Below are 17,579 nucleotides of genomic sequence, written 5' to 3'. Positions count from 1 at the left end.
GTCGAGTCCCCGGGGGACAGAAAGTGGAGGTCGACTCCCCTGCGGGAGCGGACGGCTCCGCGAGCGTTTGGTTCGGCAACAACGTACTCAAAAGATGCCCTGGCGGGCGCTTACGAGGCTGGCTGGGGCGGCAGATGGCTGAACGGCAAGGGCCGTGTCGGAGCGGTCGACGGACCGACGGCGCATCCTGCGCCGTCGGCGTCGTGTTGCTCCGTCACGGCCCTTCAGGAAACGATCTCACCAATCATCGACGGGCGTGCATCCCTACTCGACACCGAGGTCGAGCGTCTTCGACGCGATCTGCGCGGCGAGCTGCTCCACGAAGCGGTCGCGCGGGAGGATGACCTGCTTTCGCCCGGCACCGCGCACGCGGACCGCCACCGTGCCCGCCTCCGCTTCCCGTCCACCGACCACCCCCATGTACGGCACCTTCTGCGTCTCCGCCTCGCGGATCTTGTAGTTGAGCGTCTCGCTCCTGGCGTCGACCTCGGCCCGGATCCCGGCGGCCCGCAGCTGCGCCTCCAGCTCCCGCGCACTGGGGAGCTGATCGTCCGAGATGGGGAGGACCAGCACCTGCACCGGCGCGAGCCAGAGCGGGAACGCACCCGCGAAATGCTCCACCAGGATGGCGATGAACCGCTCGAAGGAGCCGAAGATCGCCCGGTGGATGATCACCGGCCGGTGTTCGTGGTTGTCCTCTCCCGTATAGGTGAGGTCGAAGCGCTCGGCGTTCTGGTAATCCAGCTGGATCGTCCCGAGCTGCCACTTCCGCCCGATGGAATCGGAGACGTCGAAGTCGATCTTGGGGCCGTAGAAGGCGCCGTCGCCTTCCTTCAGCTCGTAGGGGAGGCCGGTCGCCTCCAGCGCGTGCCGGAGGGCCGCCTCGGCGCGGTCCCAGGTGGCGTCGTCGCCGATCCGCACCTCGGGCCGCGTCGCGAACTTCGCCGTGTAGGTGAGCCCGAGCTTGTCGTAGAACGAATCCAGCAGCGCGACCAGCCGCTTCACCTCGTCGGCGATCTGGTTCTCGGCCAGGTAGATGTGCGCGTCGTCCTGCTGGAACTGCCTTACGCGCGTGAGGCCGCTCAGCGCACCGGAGACCTCGTTGCGGTGCAGCACGTCCTGCGTGGCGTAGCGGATCGGCAGCTCGCGGTAGGAGTGCTTCCGGGTGGCGTAGAGCAGGTGGTGCGAGGGGCAGTTCATCGGCTTGAGGCCGAAGTCGTGTTCCTCGGTCTCGTTGTCCAGCACGAGGAACATGTTCTCCCGGTACTTGCCCCAGTGCCCGGAGATCTCCCAGAGCCCCTTGTTGTACAGCAGGGGTGTCTTCACCAACTGGTAATCGTTCGCCAGCAGCACCTCGCGCATCCACCCCACCAGGGCGTCGTAGACGATGGTGCCGCGGTGCGTCCAGAATGCCGCGCCGGGCGAGTAGGGATGGAAGAGGAAGAGGTCGAGCTCGCGGCCGAGGCGGCGATGGTCACGCTTCTTCGCCTCCTCCAACCGATGCAGGTAGTCCTCGAGATCCTTCTGGGTGAACCAGGCCGTTCCGTAGATGCGCTGCAGCGTCTGCCGACGGGAATCCCCTCGCCAGTAGGCAGACGCCGTATTCAGCAGCTTGAAGTGCCGGATGCGCCCCGTTTCCGGTACGTGCGGTCCACGGCAGAGGTCGAGGAAGGGTCCGTTGCGGTAGACGGTGATGACCTCGTCCTCCCCGAACTCTTCCAGGCGCTCGAGCTTCAGGGGGTCGTCCGCGAAGAGCTGACGGGCTTCCTCGGCCGACACGACTCGCCGCTCGAACGGCTGTGACGCGGCGGATACCTCCGCCATGCGGCGCTCGATCTCCGCGAGCTCCTCTTCGGTGAAGGGGTGGTCGACCTCGAAGTCGTAGTAGAAGCCGTCCTCGATGGGCGGCCCGAACCCGATCTTGGCGTCGGGGCGCACCTGGCGCACCGCCGTGGCCAGCACGTGCGCCGCGGAGTGACGCAGTACGTCCAGCGCCTCGGGGCTCTTCTCGGTCAGGATCTCGACCCGGGCATCGGCCTCGATGGGACGGGAGAGGTCGACGACCTGGCCATCGACCTTTCCGGCGATGGCCGCCTTCGCCAGACGCGGGCCGATCGATTCCGCCAGCTCGAGAACCGTCGTTCCGCGGGGTACTTCGCGTTGCGAGCCGTCGGGAAGGGTAATGCGGATTCGCTGCGTGGTATCGACCGTCTGCGTCATCTCGAGCTCCTGGTAGGTCCTGCCGTCAGGGGCAGGAAACTACCAGCCTCGGACGCAAACATAAAGACCGGCTTTAAGCCTGCCTCCGCCGCAGGACCGCCTTGAGCCAGATGAAGCCGATGGCGACGAAGGGGAGAGCGTAGATCACCAGCCCGATCGGTCCGATGGTCCCGTCGGGGGTCGCTTCGACCTCGGTGAACAGCTCCGAATCGCCGCCCGGGCCGTCCAGCCGGACCCGCACGCGCCACATCTCCCCCCGATCGAATTCGACCTCGGCGTAGTGCCTCTCCCCGTAGCGCACCGGCTGGGGTTCCGCGTCATAGACCTTCTCGGGAAGCCTGCCCGATACCGGCTGCACCCCGATCCGCACCACCGTACCCGGCGGCAATTCGTCGCCGTGCGCCGGCTCCAGGACCACAAAGAAGGTCGCGATGCCGATGTCCGGGTCGGTCCAGACCGAAACCACGTAAGGGCCCACCCGCTCGTCCACGATGATGGGGAACGGCGGTCCCTCATGGGCGAGAACCGGACGCGGCGAGAGCAACAGCGCCAGCCCGAGCAACAGAGCCGAGAACGATCTCCGGGCGGACCTCGTCACCTCACATCCCCATCATCGAGCCACGCATCGCCATCGGCTGCCCCATCGTCCAGACTGCAGCCGCCAGAACCACCGTCGCCACCGCCGCCCAGGGCAGGAACGCTGGCGCCGGCCGCGCGGGATGATCGCGCTCGGCGATGCGGAAAGCGACCACCAGCGAGGCCACCCAGCCGAGCGCGAGGAAGCCGATCTCCAGCGGCGCGACGTACTCCTCGGGAAGGCCGGTCAGCATCCAGTGCGGCTCGCCGACCCAGGTGAGGCCCAGGTCACGGAGCGCCTGCTGGGTCACGGGGACCACCGTCCAGAGGCCGGTGAGCAGGTGGAAGGCGTAGTGCGCCAGCCAGACCCCCAGGCCCATGGGAATCAGGGCATACGCGAAACGGGTGATCACGGATAGGATCGGTTCACTGGCGCGGGTGGCGGCGCGCGTCATCCCGGCGGCGGAAGCGAGCAGAAGCGCGGGGGCCAGAACGAGCATCACCAGGAACAGGAGGCCCAGGGTCGCGGACTCCGAGCTCAGGCGGAAGATGCCCCCCAGCCACGCCTGCAGCGCGTGGGCGGGATGCACCATCGCAAAGGCATTGATCAATCCCCCGAAGACGAAGAGCAGGGCGAGCGCGGCGAGATCCTTTCTTTGGGAGAGCCGTCCGACGCCGGAGCGGCGCTGGTCGTTCCACAGCTCCGACCCGGGGAGGCGCGTGGTGATCGCGACGTTGTCGTACGGACAGGCGTGCACGCAGTCCAGGCAGAAGGTGCAGTCCGTGTTGCCGACCTTGAGCGGCTGGAAGAGCGCCAGCTCACACCCCCGTTGAACGATCTCACCGGCGGGGTCCCGGCGCCCCCGGATGCAGTCGTGCGTGGTGCAGGTCGCGCAGACGTCGGGATCCGCCACGGCGACCTCCAGCGGCGACACCATCGACGCGGTAAAGTTGTACTGCCCGAGCGGGCAGACGTACTTGCAGAAGGAAGCGTTGCGGAAGAGCCCGTCGATGAGCAGCGCGGCGACGAAGTAGGCGAGGATCAGCGCGGCGGTCCAGCGCGGGGCACCCCAAAGAGCGTATCGCTCGTACGCGAACAGGATGGCCACGAAGAGGGCGATGGCCAGCCACTTGTTCCGCAGCCAGCGCGGCCAGTTGAGGACCGGCTTGAAGAAGCGCCGCGCCAGATTGCGCGGGAGCATGAAGGGGCAGCCCATGCAGAACAGGTTGCCGGCGGCCACCAGCACCAGCACCAGGATGCCACGGTAGTGGATCCAGGTCAGCAGCGTTGCCAGGTTCTGGGGCGCCAGGCGGGGGCCGAAGAACCCGTGCAAGACGATGGCGGCGGCCGCCACGAGGAGGATCGCCTGCAACACCGGCCGGGCGAACCGCCAGCGTAGAAACCGCCCCAGGGCGGGGATGCGAAGCAGGTCGAACCGGCCCCCGGGACGTGCCCCGGAGGCCGGTTCCTGTACACTCACCACTGTGGTCAGGCGGGTACGACGTGCGGGTGAACCGCGCAGGTGCAGCGCATCCGCGATGCCTCCTCCGCGGCCGGGAACATATGGTAATAGACCCCGATGACCATCGGGATGAAGACCAGCGTGTTGTAGATGAGGTGGAGCTCCACGCGCGGGATGAAGAGCTGCGCGATGCTGATCGGGACGGGCGAGTTGAAGAGGTTCTCCCCGATCAGTGCCTGGCCCTGCAGAAGCGCGTGCTCGATGTGGTGCCAGAACTGGATGCCGAAGGAGATCATCCACCAGGTGCGGGCACGGCCCACGAAACCCGAGCGGAGCACCCAGATGCCGATCAGCATGACCAGGGCATAGCCGTAGTGGAGCACTTCCGAGCTGACCAACCAGGGGAAGAACAGACCCAGCACGCCACCGGCTTGAGGACGCGGCCAGCCCAGCACGTAGATCTGGAACGCCTGGGCGAGATGCTCCGCCCAGTGGGCGAGCACGATGGCCATGAAGATCTGGAGACCGCGCTCATGCCCCACGGTGTTGAGGCGCTCGATCAGCGTCGTGGGATGGGCTGGCGCACCGCCGTACAGGGTAGTGTGCATGTGGCGTCAGGGAGGCAGGGTGGTCTGAGGCCGTAGCAGAGGAAGGCTCCTATATAGTGTCAGCGCACGGCCCGCCCGGCAAGGGTCACCGAGCGCCCTCCAGATGCCGGGTGAAGAACGGGAGCACGTGCTCCTCCACCCGCTCGTCGACGCGGTTGATGTGATCGCCGGGGTCGTAGATCTCCACGAAGTGCTCGATTCCGTACTCGGTCAGCACCTCGGAGAACTGCCGCGTCGTCTCGGCGATGCCGCGGTCCTGCGCCCCGGCGTCCAGCGCGATGGCGCTAAGGGAGCGAAGCTCCGGCACGTACTGGTGGACTGTGGCCAGCGGCGCGTTGGCCACCCAGCGGGCGACGACATCCGGCTGCACCTCCCCGTTCTCGGTGGGAAGGTCGAGGTACAGCGGGGGCTTGTTGGGATCCGGCGACCAGGCGGCGGCGCTCGCGAACACTGCCTTCACGAAGAAGCTCGCCTGATGGACCTGCTCCACGCTGCGGATCTGCTCGAGCTGCGCGGCGTTGGGTCCCCCGCCGGCATTGAGATTCGGTGCCAGGCAGCACGGGCTCATCGCGTAGATGGCTGAGAACACGTCGGGGCGCTTCATGCCGATGCGCAGCGTGCCGTATCCGCCCATGGAGTGACCGGCCAGCCCCCGGCTCTCGCGTTGCGCGAGCGTGCGGTAGTGGCTGTCGATGTAGGCCACCAGCTCCCCCGCCACGTAGGTCTCCCAATCGCCGGTGTTGACCGAGCTGCCGTAGAAGCTCCCCTCGAAGGCGGTGAAGGCGTTCGGCATCACCAGGATCATCTCCCCCGCCGTGCCCGCCTCGAGGGCGCGCTCCATGGCCGCGGGCACGTTCACGAAGTGCTCGCGCCACCCCATCCACTGCAGGTCGTTGTCGGTGAACCCGTGCAGGAGGTAGACGACGGGATAGCGCCGCTGGGGAGAGCTCTGGTAGCTCGGCGGCAGGTACACGGTGACCGGCCGGTCGGGGGAGTCGCCCGCGAGGTTACCCTCCAGGGATTTGCCGTGCACGGTGATGCGCTCGAGGGTGCCCTTGAGGGGGACGACGGGGGTGAGGGTGTCTTGCTGCTGGGCGCGGGCGGGAGCGGCGAGCGCCAGCGAGAGGAGCAGGGATAGCGCTAGGGGAGCGGCTGATCGGCGCATAGGGGTCAGGAGCGTGAATAGGTCTGGTAATCGCCCGTAGGGGCGCCCCTACGGGAAATAGCGAGGGATCCCAGACATTTCGGAGGCACATCCCCCGCAGGCGCCACCAGGCGAGGCGTTACCGCAACCGGACTCACGGGGCGCGAAACCCAGGCATTCGCGGGGGGCATCGCCGGGGCGCGGCGCCAAACGAACCCGCCCCTGTTGCCGGCGTGCGGGCGCCCACAAGGGACGGCCTCGCGGGCAATATCCAGGTCACGTTGGCGGACCGGTCCGTATCATTGCGCATCATCCGCCGACCCGCCAGTCTCGCGGGGCGGGCGCCCCCAATTCAACAACGAAAAGGCCCGGCTCGATCACTCGAGCCGGGCCCCATTCTTCCCACGAAGGGTGTTGCGGCGATCAGTACATGTCCATGCCGCCGCCACCCGGCATCGGCGGCGCCTTCTCCTTCTCGGGCTTCTCGACCACCACGGTCTCGGTGGTCAGCAGCAGCCCGGCGATGGAGGCGGCGTTCTGGAGCGCCGTACGGGTCACCTTGGTCGGGTCGATGACGCCGGCGTCGACCAGGTTCTCGTACGTCTCAGTGCGGGCATTGAAGCCGAAGGCGGCAGTCTCGTTGCTGCGCACCTTCTCGACCACGATGGAGCCCTCCAGACCGGCGTTCTGCACGATCTGCCGGATCGGCTCCTCGAGCGCGCGCTCCACGATGCGCACACCGATGTTCTCGTCCTCGTCCTCGAGGCGGAAGTCCTTCAGCGCCGACTGCGCCCGCAGCAGCGCCACGCCGCCGCCCGGCACGATGCCCTCCTCCACCGCGGCGCGGGTCGCGTGCAGCGCGTCCTCGACCCGAGCCTTCTTCTCCTTCATCTCGGTCTCGGTCGCGGCGCCCACGTTGATCACCGCCACGCCGCCGGCAAGCTTGGCGAGCCGCTCCTGCAGCTTCTCGCGGTCGTAGTCGCTGGTCGACTTCTCGATGGCCGCGCGGATCTCCTTGATCCGGCCCTGGATCGCCTCGGGGTTGCCGCCGCCGTCGATGATGGTGGTGTTGTCCTTGTCGACGACGATCCGCTTCGCCTTACCGAGGTCGCTGAGGACGGCGTTCTCCAGCTTGAAGCCGAGCTCCTCGGAGATCACCTGGCCACCGGTCAGGACCGCGATGTCCTGCAGCATCGCCTTACGACGATCGCCGAAGCCCGGCGCCTTCACCGCCACCACCTTCAGGGTGCCACGCAGCTTGTTCACCACCAGGGTGGCCTGCGCCTCACCCTCGATGTCCTCCGCGATGATCAGGAGCGGACGGCCCTGCTGCGCCACCTTCTCCAGCACCGGGAGAAGGTCCTTCATCGCCGAGATCTTCTTGTCGTGGATCAGGACGAGGGCATCCTCGAGGACCGCCTCCATCCGATCCGGATCGGTGACGAAGTAAGCCGAAGTGTACCCGCGGTCGAACTGCATGCCGTCCACGGTCTCGAGGGTGGTCTCGATCCCCTTGGCCTCCTCGACCGTGATCACGCCGTCCTTGCCGACCTTCTCCATCGCGTCGGCGATGAGGTTGCCGATCTCCTCGTCGTTGTTCGCGGAGATGGTACCGACCTGGGCGATCTCCTTCTTGCCGGCGGTCGAGACCGACATGCCCTGGAGGTAGTCGACCACCTTGTCGACAGCCTTGTCGATGCCCCGCTTCAGCGACATCGGGTTGGCGCCGGCAGTGACGTTCTTCAGACCCTCACGGAAGATGGCCTGGGCGAGCACGGTCGCGGTGGTGGTGCCGTCACCGGCCAGGTCGCTGGTCTTGGTCGCGACCTCCTTCACCATCTGCGCGCCCATGTTCTCGATCGGATCCTCGAGCTCCACCTCCTTGGCGACGGTGACGCCGTCCTTGGTGATGAGCGGGGAGCCGAACTTCCGGTCGATGACCACATTCCGACCCTTGGGGCCCAGCGTGACCTTCACTGCCTCTGCCAGCTTGTCGACGCCCTTCTTGAGCGAAGCCCGGGCGTCGGCGCTGAACACAAGCTCCTTCGCAGCCATGAATTGCCTCCTCTACCGGTAGATTGGGGAGAAGCGAATCAGCCGATCACGGCGAGGACGTCCGCCTCGCGCAGGATCAGGTACTGGGTGTCGTCGAGGGTGACCTCCGTGCCGCTGTACTTCCCGTACAGGACCCGGTCGCCGACCTTCAGCTCCATCTCGATCCGCTTCCCATCGTCGGTCATCTTGCCCGGCCCGACGGCGACGATCTCGCCCTGCTGCGGCTTCTCCTTGGCCGTGTCGGGAATGTAGAGGCCGCCACGCATCTGCTCGGCTTCCTCCAGAGGCTTGACGACGACGCGGTCCGCCAGCGGCTTGACCTTCAGATCGGTCGCGGTGGCCATACGATATGCCCCTCCGTGAATGATGGTTGAAACGTACGCTGTTAGCACTCATCACGAGCGAGTGCTAACACGGCCTGGTAAGATACGGGGGCGCCGGGTGGCGTCAACCCCCGCAAGACGGCCCGTTTCTGTGCAGGAGATGTGCCGTTTCCAGAGCGCCAAAAAGGCAGAGATCCCGACCCGGCGGGCTGCCGCGGCCGCGCCAATTTGCCGCAGCGACAGGAGGGAACAACCCGCGCTTCGGCTTCCAGCTTCCCAGAGATGGAAACACGGAGGACACGGAGGTAATCACGGAGGGCACGGAGGAAACCCGATTCCCCCAAATCCCCCGGTTGTATAGCGTTTCCAGAAGAAATCGGGGGTTGTTCAGGGACTTACCTCTGCGTCCTCCGTGTTTCTTTCTCCGTGTCGTATCCCGATCCCGGGAGCCTCGCTCCGCCACCCTTCTAGCTTCTAACTTCTAGCTTCTGGCTTCTGACTCCTGGCTCCCCCCCGACCCCCCAACCGGAATCTCAGCCGTCCCGAAAAGGCACCTCCACCACCATTCCGTCGTACGCCGCTGTGACTTCCGGGAACACCGCCCGCGCTTCGCGCTCGAGGGCGCGAGGATCGTCGGCGTAGCGGGGCGAGAAATGGGTGAGCACGAGCCGGCGAACCCGCGCCTCCCGCGCGATGCGTGCGGCCTCGCGGGCGGTGGAGTGTCCGGTGCTGCGCGCCCGCTCCGCTTCGTCCGCGCCGAAGGTGGCTTCGTGGATGAGGAGATCTGCCTCTTCGGCAGCCTCGACGGTGTAGCGGGAGGGGCGGGTGTCGCCGGTATAAACGACGAGGCGCCCCGGGCGGGGCGCTCCCACGACTTCGCTTGGGTCGATGCGCCGGCCGTCGACCTCGACCGCCTCGCCGCGGTGGAGCTTCCCCCAGAGCGGCCCCTCCGGAACCCCCAGCTCGCGCGCACGCACCGGGTCGAAGCGGCCCAGGCGCGGGCGCTCGCGGATCGCATAACCCACACAGCGCGGCCCGTGCGTCGAGCGGAAGGGAACGATCTCGTATGCGCCCCGGTCGATCGCCTCTCCCGGCTCCACCCCGATGATGGCCACCTCGAAGCCCACCCGCTCCACGCCCAGGTCCACCGCCGTCCGCAGGATCTCCTCGGTGCCCCGCGGCGTCCACAGGCGCATCGGCTCCTCCCTCCCCTGCAGCCCCAGCGTGCGCAGCAGCCCGATCACCCCCAGGAAGTGATCCGCGTGCAGGTGGCTGAAGAAGATGTCGTCCAGCGCGAAGCCGGTGCCGAAGCGCATCATCTGGCGCTGGGTCCCCTCGCCGCAATCGAACATCAGCAACTCCCCCTCCCGCTGTACGGTGAGCGAGCTGACATTCCGACCCACCGTCGGCCGGGCGGCGGCGGTGCCCAAGAACGTGATACGCATCGGTAAGGGAGCGGGGAATTACGAATTACGAATTACGAATTACGAATTACGAATTACGAATTACGAATTACGAACGACGCGCGCGAGCTAACGGGCGCGGATCGTACAGCTGCAAGCCGGCCCGCGAGCGGGTCGGATGAGTACCTCCGCATCGCATCCTCGTCAATTGCAGGACGTCGGTTGACGCCCTCGAACCAGTAATTCGTAATTCGTAATTCCACACTCCCGATTCCGCCGGCATCTCACGCCGTGACCACCTCGACCCTCACCCGCCCCTCGACCTCGGCGCGCGGGATCAGCGCGGGCCAGTAGGCGACGACTTCCTGGACGCGGGGGCGGCCGCCGGCGAAGCCGGTGACGGAGGGCGGGCCGGCGAGCACCAGGGGGGCGATCTCCTTGGTGAAGCGCTCTACGGGGGCGGGATCCTGGGCTCGCACGGCCCAGCGCACGGTCACCTCGGGGAGGTCCGGGGGCGGGTCGCCCGCCAGCGGGCCGTGCGTGGCGTTCCATCCCACGTACTCGGTCAGGATCTCGTCGAAGCGCAGGCCGAGCCGGTCGAGCCGCTCGCGCAGCACGCGGTCGGCGGCCTGGGCCTTGGCGACCGCGTCGGGCCAGGCGTACACCAGCGTCCCCACCGCCTTGTAGCCGGCCGAGTAGGCGATGCTCACCTTCAGGCTGTCGGGGGGTGGGCCGCCCCGAACGCCACTCACGCGCACGCGATCCTTCCCCAGATCTTCCAGTTGAATCGTGGTGAAGTCGGCCACGGCGTCCGGGGTGATGTAGCTGCGCGGATCGCCCATCTCGTAGACGAGCTGCTCCTTCACCACCGCCGCGTTGATGCGCCCCCCGGTCCCCTCGTGTTTGGTGACCACGAACACGCCGTCCGGCTGCGCCTCGATGATCGGGTAGCCGACCCGCGCCAGGTCCGGGATCGTCTCCCAATCGATCAAGCAGTTGCCCCCGGAGGCCTGCGCCCCGCACTCGTTGATGTGTCCGGCGACGATGCCGGCGGCGATGCGGTCGTAATCGGTGGGGCTCCAGCCGAACTCGTGAATCATCGGGGCGTAGGTCAGCGCGGTGTCGGTCGAGCGACCGGTGATCACCACCCGCGCCCCCTGCCGCAGCGCGTCGACGATCGGCCCCGCCCCGATGTAGGCGTTGGCACTCTGCACCCGGTCGAGCACCTCGCTCAGCGGCTGCCCGGTCTCCATGTTCGCGAGCGGGTGCCCCCGCTCGATCAACTCCTCGAGGCGCGGCAGCAGGTCGTCCCCCGTCACCACGCCCACACGCAGCCGCCCCGAATACCTGGCCGCACGCACGCGCTCCAGCACCGCGTCGCGGCACCCCTCGGGATTCACCCCGCCCGCGTTCACCACCACCCGGATCCCCTGCTCCACCAGCGCCGGCAGGATCTCCTCGATCAGCGGCACGAAGTCCCGCGCGTACCCCGCCGACGCATCCCGCGCCCGCTGCTTCTGCAGGATCGACATGGTCACCTCCGCCAGGTAATCCAGCATGAGGTAGTCGATCGGCCCACCCTCCACCTGCTGCCGCGGCGCGTCGAGCTGATCGCCCCAGAAACCCTGGGCGGAGGCGATACGCAATGGAGTTGTACGCATATGGGCGCGGGGCGGATATACGAATTACGAATTACGAATTACGGATTACGAAGCGCGTCAGGTGTATCATCGTCGTGATCCCCAGCCGCAAAATACCGACGGGACGGAGTCTCGCATATGCGCGGCGCCGGCTGCCGGCCATCATTCGTAATTCGTAATTCGTAATTCGTAATTACCACCCCCACCCCCCGCATTTGGACCCCGCCCCCTGGCTAGCGCGGTGCGCAGCGCCAGCTCCAGCGCGGGGCGCGTCTCTTCGGGCAGCAGCACCGCGTCGACCCAGCCGCGGGCTCCGGCGTAGAGGGCGTCGAGCTGGCGCTCGTAGTCGGCGCGGACCTCTTCCATGCGGGCGCGCAACTCGGGGTCGGCCTCTTTGCCCTCGCGGCGCAGGGCGTCCAGGCGCTCGCTGAAGAGGGCCATGACCGCCGAGTCGCCCTCCATCACCCCCATCCGGCCCGTCGGCCAGGTGAAGATGAAATCGGGGTCGAAGCCCTGCCCCGCCATCGCGTAGTAACCCGCGCCGGAGGCGTGGTTGATGGTGAGCACGATCTTCGGCACCCGGGTGGTGGCCATGGCCTCCACGAAGCGCGCACCGGAGCGGATGATCCCCGCGTGCTCCGCCTCGGTGCCGACCATGAACCCGGAGACGTCCTGCAGAAAGAGCAGCGGCGTGCCGTGGCGGTCCATGGTCTCGATGAAGTAGGACGCCTTCTCCGCGCTCTCCGGGTAGATGATGCCTCCCAGCTTGGGCGGCCCTCCGCGAGCGTCCCGCAGCATCCCGCGCCGATTGGCGAGAAGCCCGACCTGGATCCCGCAGAGGCGCGCGGTCGCGCAGAGGATCTCCGGGGCGAAGTCGGCCTGGAACTCGTCGAAGCTGCCCTCGTCGAGCAGGCACGCCAGCAGGTCCATCACCTCGTAGGGCTGGCGATGGTCGTCAGGCAGGATGCGGGCGAGATCTTCGATCGGCCGGGTGGGGGGACGAGCTCTTTCGCCGCCCTGGATCGACTCCGGGCGCGGGAGCTCGGCGATGAGATCGCGGATGCGCGAGAGGCAGGCGCGGTCGTCGGGCACGCGGTAGTGCGCCACGCCGGAGATGGCGGTGTGCGTGTACGCTCCGCCCAGGGTCTCCGCGTCGGTGGTCTGCCCGGTGGCGCCCTTCACCAGGTTCGGGCCGCCCAGCCCCATGAACGAGGTCCCCTCGACCATGAGGATCACGTCGGAGAGGGCGGGCAGGTACGCCCCGCCCGCGATGCACGGCCCCATCACGGCGGCGATCTGCGGCACCCGCAGACGCCGACGCATGATCGAGTTGTAGTAGAAGATCCGGGCGGCGCCGTACTGGCCGGGAAAGACGCCCTCCTGGTAGGGGAGGTTCACGCCGGCGGAGTCGACGAGGTAGACGATCGGCACGCGGGACCGCATGGCGATCTCCTGCGCCCGCAGCATCTTGGTGATCGTCTCCGGCCACCAGGAGCCCGCCTTGACGGTCGCGTCGTTCGCCACCACCACTACCGGTCCACCGTGGACGGTTCCGATCCCGGTGACCACGCCCGCGGCCGGCGCCTGTCCGTCATAGCTGTCGTGCGCGACCAGCAGCCCGATCTCCTGAAAATAGCTCCGCGGGTCGAGCAGGAGGGAGACGCGCTCGCGGGCGGTCAGCTTCCCCTGGGCGTGCTGACGGGCGATGCGCTGCGGGCCGCCGCCCTCGCGCAGGCGCGCGGAGAGCTCGCGCAGCGCGCGCGAACGGGCCTCCAGGCGGGAACCCGACTCCTCCGCTCCGCTCACCGACCGACAGCCTCGCGATCCCGTCCGTGCTCCGCGAACCACTCGCGGATGTAGCGCACCGCCTCGCTGGTCGGCGTGCCCGGCCCGAACAGGCGGCCGATCCCCATCTCCTGCAGCCGCCGCATGTCCCCCTCGGGGATGATCCCCCCTCCCGTGATCAGGATGTGGCCCGCTCCCTCGGCCTCCAGCAGCTCCTTCACCCGCGGGAAGAGCGTCATGTGCGCGCCCGAGAGAATGGACATCGCCACGACGTCGACGTCCTCCTGGATCGCGGCGTTGACGATCATCTCCGGGGTCTGGTGCAGGCCGGTGTAGATGACCTCCATCCCCGCGTCGCGCAGTGCGCTCGCGATGACCTTGGCACCACGATCGTGACCATCCAGACCGGGTTTGGCGACCAGGACCCGAATTTTCCGCTCCGACATCGTTGTTCGCTGTGCTAGTGAGGCTGGAAGTCGCACCCCCTCACTGCAACCGGGGGGCCGCCACCACGATCAAGCGCTCGGAGGTGTGATCGAAGGGGGTCAGGTCCCACCCGCCGAGCCAGGCAATCGGCTCGAACCCTGCGGCCTCGAGCAGGCCAGCCCATTCGGACGCGGCGCGGACGCGAATCTCGTGGTATTTCTCGACGTCCTTCCACCGCAGCCATTCGCGGCTCACCCCTGCCACTGCGTCGAACTCCCGCTCGACCAGCACCGGCAAGCCGTCCGGGCCCTCCCACCAGTCCCGCTCCACGAACTCGCGGGCCACGAGGTCCCGGTGCATCGTCTCGATCAGCAATCGTCCACCCGGACGCAGCACCCGGCGGACCTCGCGCAGTGCCGCGAGATCGTGTTCGTCGGTTGAGTACCCCAGCGAGGAGAAGAAACAGAGTACCGCGTCAAAAGAGGCCGAGAACGGGAGCGCACGCAGGTCACCGCGTACGTACGCCGGTGAAAGCCGCCGCTCCCGCGCGGCTGCGTGCGCCCGCTCCAGCAGGGTGGCCGAGCGATCGAGCCCGGTGACCGTGTATCCGAGCTCCGCCAGGGGGAGTGAGTGGCGCCCCCAGCCGCAGGCGAGATCGAGGATCGTGGCGGGCGGCTTCAAGCCGAGCGCCTCGACCGCGGCCAGGGCTTCCTCGGCGGATTCCTCGGGTGAAAGCAGGTCGCCGTAGACCGCCAGGAAATCCTCGTCGAAGTACTCCTCCCACCAAGCCCGGCCTGAGGATCCCCCGGTCACGACGCGATCGTGCAAGCGGTTGCGTGCCCAGCGCCTCCGGAAGCGAGGCAATGCGGGCGAGTCGGATGGTCCGTACGGAAGGGCGCCATCGGTGCGTTCTGGAGGACGTGCAGCTACCCGGGCGGAATATCCTTCGAGCCCGCGTGGGGAGCAAGCGACACCCGGCGCGGGTGCTCCACAGGGCGGCCGGACCCACCAGCCGAAGGTAGATACGGCGCCACCCTGCCCCCGCGAGCGCAAGCTCCTGCGGCAACTCCCCTTGGCAGCGCTCAAACTACGTCGCTACAAGCGCTTGGAGGGTGGCGCGGGGGGCACGGGCCTTGCACCCCCGGTGGCTTACGTCACAGGAGTGCAGTCTACCGAGCAGGCGCCTTTATCGGGAGTCTCGTCGTGAACGGAATTGCAGTCGCCATCGCCCTGACAGCCGCTCAGTTTGCCCTGGCGGGGAAGGCGATGCCGCAGACTGCCGCGGTGGTGGATCCGCTCGAGCCGGAGGTCCGCCGGGCGTACGAGGCCATCAGCGCGAGCGTGGTGCGCCTGCGTACGGATGCCAGGGTCGAGCTCACGGTGCCCGATCCCTCCTCCGGCCTGCGTTCGGTGGTGAAGCGCCCCCTCTCGGTGCACGGCTCGGGAATCGTCATCGGCACGACGGAGGTGAACGGCCGCACCGAGTACCTGGTGCTCACCAACCACCACGTCGCCGACCCCACCAACTACGTGGTGCAGGAGGGGCATTTCCTGAAGGAGAACCGGAACAACACGCGGGCCGTACCGCGGGATCCGGAGCAAACGTTCATCGCGGTGTCCGAAGACGGCGAGGACTCCCCGGAAGACATCCCGCTGATCGAGATCGCGCGCGACGTGCGGGGCGACATGACGCTGCTTCGGACGGTGGGCGCCGATCGGGAACTGCCCGTCTTCGGGGGTCACATCGGCTTCGACCCGGCCGAGGTCGAGGCGGGGATGCAGGTCATTACCACCGGCTATCCCAACGGCGGTCGGCGGATGATCGATTCGGGAGAGATCGTCGAGCTGAACCGCCGCCACGAGCTCGGGCCGGTTCACTACGACTTCATCCTGAGCCTGCCCGTCGAGCACGGACAGAGTGGCAGTCCGGTTTTCATCGCCCGGCGAGAAGGCGGCGACGGAGTCACCTTCCTGCTGATCGGCCTCCTGCACGCCCGCGAGAAGGGGACGAGCTACATGGTGCCGTCGACCCTGTGGCAGCACGCGCTCGAAGAGGCCCCGGGGGTGTCCGCCTTCCCCGGTCTGCTCGCCGAGGCGGGGCTCCACTGAAGAAATCTCCCGAAATCGCTGCCGCTCAATTCGCGATCGCCGCCTGGAAGGCAGGCCCCAGGGGCAGGGGCAGCATTGAGGCCTGCTCCGCCAGAGCGGTCGCCTCAGCGTCGCGGCCCCGCGCTCGCAGCAGGCGGTAGAGCGCCACCCTCACTTCCCGGTGGTACGGGTCGAGCTCGAGCGCCTCGCGGTAAAGCCGCTCCGCCATCTCGTCGTCTCCCCGCCAGGCACTGATCCAGCCGCGGGTAAACGCCAGCTCCGCTCGCTCACCGCGCTCCACCGCCTCCGGTTGGAGCGCAAGCTGGCGTTGCGCCTCGGTCCGCTGCCCCAACGAGACCAGCAACCGAACCAGAGAACCGTCGACCACGGTGTCCCGCGGCACATCCGGCTCCAGAATCGGCTCGAGCAGGGCGAACGCGCCGGCACTGTCCCCCTCCGCCAATCGAAGCTCGGCCAGAGGTACGGAGATCCGCGGGTCGGCCACTCCCGCCGCCGTGAGCAGCTCGTGGGCGTCGGCCAGGATCTTCAGCGCCTCTTCGGGTTGGCCGGCAGCGCGCAGCGCCACCGCATACCACCGGCGTGAATCCAGGTCGTGTGGCTCCTCACTCACCCGCTGTCGAAAGTAGGTGAGCGGCTCTTCGGTATAGCCCGCCCGCAGGCGCATCCGCATGACGTCGGCGGTCGCGGCTTCTCGCAGCGCCCGGAGGGGAGGGGTCTCCGTGGATGCGGATCGGGCAAATTCCTCCGCGGTGGCGATGGCCTCGGCCAGCAGGCCCGACGATTCGTACAGCCGCCAGAGCTCACGCACGATCTGGCCGCGCAGCCACGGCTCACGCTCGACCGTCGCGGCCCGTTCCAGGTGCGCGATCCGGGTATCGAGCGTCCCCGGCAGGGAGAGCTCGCTCCGGGCCAGCAGACGCGAGCGCAGCACGTGGATCGGCGCATACTCCGGATCGATGCCCTCCGCGTTCCTCAGCCAGATCTCGGCGCTCGCCGGCCCGAGCCTCACTCCCTCGACCGCGGCGTAGGCAACCATCGCCGGCAGATATCCCGGGTCGTGCACCAGCGCACTATCCAGCAGCGCGGCGGCGCGACCCGGGTCCGCGTGACCATCCGTTCCGCGCAACGCGCGCCGGGCGAGCTCCACGTAGAGCTGAGCCCGATTCGACGCCAGCGCGGCCGGGTCGCCCTCCATCGCGCGCGTCATCTCCGCGACCAGTCCCTCCACGAAGGCATACGCCTCCGGGTCCTTCTGCTGGAGCTCTTCGCGCGAGTCTCCCCCCTTCCCGCTGAGTGGATGAACGGGTTCGGGAGCGAGGTAAGCCTCGATTGCGCGGGCGAGGAACTCCCGCTCGTTCGCCCTGGACTCCGCGTCGAGCGTGCGGCCCTCCTGTACGGCGACGCGGTACAGCTCCAGCACGCGCCGACGCTGGGCATCGGTGAGCAGGTGCGTATGCACGAGGTGAACGAGCTCGCGCAGGAGGGGGCTACGCCCCTGAAACGCGCCCTGCTCGATCGTCTCGATGCCCACCGCGCCCACCAGGTCCACGGAGCCGGCACGGAGGTCCATCCCTCGTCGCTGATCCGGGGTGACGGATATCCTGACGGAAGGATCGCCAATGGCCGTCGCCAGATCCTGGTGCAGGGGGATGACGTGGATCCGCGCACCGAGCCGGTCCAGCAGGGGAAGGAACGCGGCGGTGGGACCGAGCTGCGCGGCAATGAGCCGGGCGGTACGCTCGTACTGACGCACCTCGGGGAAGACCCGCGCGAAAACGGAAGGCAGCGGGATCGCCTGCTGGTCGATCGCCACCGCGAGCGAGTCGT

Annotated in this window: 14 protein-coding genes; 1 reads left to right on the top strand and 13 read right to left on the bottom strand. The window is 67.9% G+C overall.

What is annotated here, in order from left to right; all coding sequences use genetic code 11:
• Positions 1-264: 264 nt before the first annotated feature.
• From thrS to VF167_12695, 12 genes are all read right to left on the bottom strand, one after another.
• Positions 265-2,220, bottom strand: a complete 1,956-nt coding sequence (gene thrS / locus VF167_12750; protein ID HEX6926281.1) for a threonine--tRNA ligase — start codon at positions 2,218-2,220, stop codon at positions 265-267.
• A 73-nt stretch (positions 2,221-2,293) separates the two neighbouring features.
• Positions 2,294-2,818 carry a hypothetical protein gene (locus tag VF167_12745; GenBank protein HEX6926280.1) on the bottom strand — a complete coding sequence of 175 codons (525 nt, stop codon included), beginning with the start codon at positions 2,816-2,818 and terminating at the stop codon, positions 2,294-2,296.
• A 1-nt stretch (position 2,819) separates the two neighbouring features.
• Positions 2,820-4,277: a hypothetical protein gene (locus VF167_12740; GenBank protein ID HEX6926279.1), complete on the bottom strand. Its 1,458-nt coding sequence runs from the start codon at positions 4,275-4,277 to the stop codon at positions 2,820-2,822.
• An 8-nt stretch (positions 4,278-4,285) separates the two neighbouring features.
• On the bottom strand, positions 4,286-4,867 hold the full coding sequence (locus tag VF167_12735) for a hypothetical protein (protein HEX6926278.1): 582 nt from the start codon (positions 4,865-4,867) through the stop codon (positions 4,286-4,288).
• An 85-nt stretch (positions 4,868-4,952) separates the two neighbouring features.
• Entirely contained in the window at positions 4,953-6,032 is a 1,080-nt protein-coding gene (locus tag VF167_12730) for an alpha/beta fold hydrolase (protein ID HEX6926277.1), read from the bottom strand.
• 402 nt (positions 6,033-6,434) lie between these two features.
• Positions 6,435-8,066, bottom strand: coding sequence for a chaperonin GroEL (gene groL / locus VF167_12725; GenBank protein ID HEX6926276.1), 1,632 nt, complete (start codon positions 8,064-8,066; stop codon positions 6,435-6,437).
• Positions 8,067-8,104: 38 nt separating this feature from the next.
• Positions 8,105-8,410 carry a co-chaperone GroES gene (gene groES / locus VF167_12720; protein ID HEX6926275.1) on the bottom strand — a complete coding sequence of 102 codons (306 nt, stop codon included), beginning with the start codon at positions 8,408-8,410 and terminating at the stop codon, positions 8,105-8,107.
• Between the two features lie 512 nt (positions 8,411-8,922).
• Positions 8,923-9,834, bottom strand: a complete 912-nt coding sequence (locus tag VF167_12715) for a ribonuclease Z (GenBank protein HEX6926274.1) — start codon at positions 9,832-9,834, stop codon at positions 8,923-8,925.
• Between the two features lie 242 nt (positions 9,835-10,076).
• Entirely contained in the window at positions 10,077-11,453 is a 1,377-nt protein-coding gene (locus VF167_12710) for an acyclic terpene utilization AtuA family protein (GenBank protein HEX6926273.1), read from the bottom strand.
• Positions 11,454-11,594: 141 nt separating this feature from the next.
• Positions 11,595-13,238 (bottom strand): acyl-CoA carboxylase subunit beta, encoded by a 1,644-nt coding sequence (locus VF167_12705; protein ID HEX6926272.1) that lies wholly within the window; start codon positions 13,236-13,238, stop codon positions 11,595-11,597.
• Complete coding sequence (locus VF167_12700; GenBank protein ID HEX6926271.1) at positions 13,235-13,663, bottom strand: cobalamin B12-binding domain-containing protein; 429 nt, start codon at positions 13,661-13,663, stop codon at positions 13,235-13,237. Before VF167_12700 ends, VF167_12705 begins: the two co-directional genes overlap by 4 nt.
• A 40-nt stretch (positions 13,664-13,703) precedes the next feature.
• The gene (locus VF167_12695) at positions 13,704-14,471 is read right to left on the bottom strand and encodes a class I SAM-dependent methyltransferase (GenBank protein HEX6926270.1); all 768 of its coding nucleotides are present in this window, start codon (positions 14,469-14,471) and stop codon (positions 13,704-13,706) included.
• 375 nt (positions 14,472-14,846) lie between these two features.
• Here VF167_12695 and VF167_12690 point away from each other — a divergent pair, with 375 nt between their 5' ends.
• Positions 14,847-15,752, top strand: coding sequence for a serine protease (locus VF167_12690; protein HEX6926269.1), 906 nt, complete (start codon positions 14,847-14,849; stop codon positions 15,750-15,752).
• A gap of 25 nt (positions 15,753-15,777) precedes the next feature.
• On the opposite strand, the gene VF167_12685 is transcribed toward VF167_12690, so the two are convergent.
• A partial coding sequence (locus VF167_12685; protein HEX6926268.1) for a hypothetical protein occupies positions 15,778-17,579 on the bottom strand: 1,802 nt, incomplete at its 5' end.

The sequence above is a fragment of the Longimicrobiaceae bacterium genome, from assembly GCA_036375715.1.
GTDB lineage: Bacteria > Gemmatimonadota > Gemmatimonadetes > Longimicrobiales > Longimicrobiaceae > DASVBS01.
The sequence above is the reverse complement of the archived record's forward strand: the minus strand, read 5'-3'. Positions and strand labels throughout refer to the sequence as shown.

What these genes read in the sequence shown, in the direction of transcription:
- thrS (HEX6926281.1), bottom strand. Translation starts at nt 2,220, where the DNA reads ATGACGCAGACGGTCGATACCACGCAGCGAATCCGCATTACCCTTCCC.
- VF167_12735 (HEX6926278.1), bottom strand. Translation starts at nt 4,867, where the DNA reads ATGCACACTACCCTGTACGGCGGTGCGCCAGCCCATCCCACGACGCTG.
- VF167_12730 (HEX6926277.1), bottom strand. Translation starts at nt 6,032, where the DNA reads ATGCGCCGATCAGCCGCTCCCCTAGCGCTATCCCTGCTCCTCTCGCTG.
- groL (HEX6926276.1), bottom strand. Translation starts at nt 8,066, where the DNA reads ATGGCTGCGAAGGAGCTTGTGTTCAGCGCCGACGCCCGGGCTTCGCTC.
- groES (HEX6926275.1), bottom strand. Translation starts at nt 8,410, where the DNA reads ATGGCCACCGCGACCGATCTGAAGGTCAAGCCGCTGGCGGACCGCGTC.
- VF167_12715 (HEX6926274.1), bottom strand. Translation starts at nt 9,834, where the DNA reads ATGCGTATCACGTTCTTGGGCACCGCCGCCGCCCGGCCGACGGTGGGT.
- VF167_12710 (HEX6926273.1), bottom strand. Translation starts at nt 11,453, where the DNA reads ATGCGTACAACTCCATTGCGTATCGCCTCCGCCCAGGGTTTCTGGGGC.
- VF167_12700 (HEX6926271.1), bottom strand. Translation starts at nt 13,663, where the DNA reads ATGTCGGAGCGGAAAATTCGGGTCCTGGTCGCCAAACCCGGTCTGGAT.